Annotated in this window: 1 pseudogene; it reads left to right on the plus strand. The window is 69.4% G+C overall.

The window, feature by feature from the left end:
* Nucleotides 1-74 precede the first annotated feature (74 nt).
* Nucleotides 75-1,084: pseudogene (locus ACFXAM_RS38855) on the plus strand (IS5 family transposase).
* The last annotated feature ends 23 nt before the right edge of the window (nt 1,085-1,107 follow it).

Here is a 1,107-nt window from a genome sequence, read left to right on the forward strand (position 1 = left end):
CTAGGAGCTGTTCAAGGTTCGGATCTTGGCCTGGCCCTGATGGCGGGCTGGTGTGTCTGGTAGAACTCGGGGGCGTGGCGCGTTTTGACGTGACGGATGCCGAGTGGGCCTTGATCGAACCGCATGTGCCGGTGGCGGCTACCGGGCCCTTGCCGCGGCGGGTGCGGGACCAGTTCAACGGGGTGTTGTGGCGGTTTCGCACCGGCAGCGGCTGGCGGGACGTCCCCGAACGCTACGGGTCCTGGACGACGGTCTACTCCCGGTTTCGCGGCTGGGTGACTTCGGGGTTCTTCCAGGGCCTGATGGAGGCGTTGATCGCGGAGGCCGCCTCGCGCGGGAAGGTCGGGCTGACACTGGTCAGCGTGGACTCCACGATCGTGCGGGCCCACCACGAGTCGTCCGGACTGGCGGTCGCCGGGGAGACCCTCGATGCGCTCGAACAGGCCCTCACCGAGGAAAAGGGGGTTCCGCTGCCGCAGCAGCAGGCTGTGCTGCGGGTGATGCGGAGCCGGCGCCGGACACCGCCGCCGACGCCGCGCAGGTTCGTGCCCAGGCACGCCGTCGGCGCAGGGCCCGGGCCGCGAAAGCCGGACTCGGCCGGTCCCGGGGCGGCCTGAGCAGCAAGATCCATGCCGCTGTCGACTCCGTCGGCCTGCCATTGGCATTCGTCCTGACCCCGGGCCAGGCTGCCGACTGCCGCCAGTTCCAGCCGGTACTGGAGAAGATCCGGGTGCGCGGCCCGGTCGGCCGGCCGCGCACCCGGCCGGACGCGGTGGCCGCCGACAAGGCCTACTCTTCGAAGGCCAACCGTGCCTACCTGCGCGGACGCGGGATCACCGCAGTGATTCCGGAGAAGGCGGACCAGGCGGCGAACCGAAAGCGGAAGGGTTCCGCCGGCGGCCGACCCATCACGTTCGATCCCGACCGCTACAAGCGACGCAACACCGTCGAGCGGTGCTTCCAGAGGATCAAGACCTGGCGTGGCCTGGCGACCCGGTACGACAAGAGCCCGGAGAGCTACGCGGCAGGCCTGCACCTCCGCGGATCGATCATGTGGCTGAAGTCTCTGACCCCAGCCACATGATCCGAACCTTGAACAGCTCCTAG

Source organism: Kitasatospora sp. NPDC059462 (genome assembly GCF_042749955.1).
Taxonomy (GTDB): domain Bacteria; phylum Actinomycetota; class Actinomycetes; order Streptomycetales; family Streptomycetaceae; genus Kitasatospora.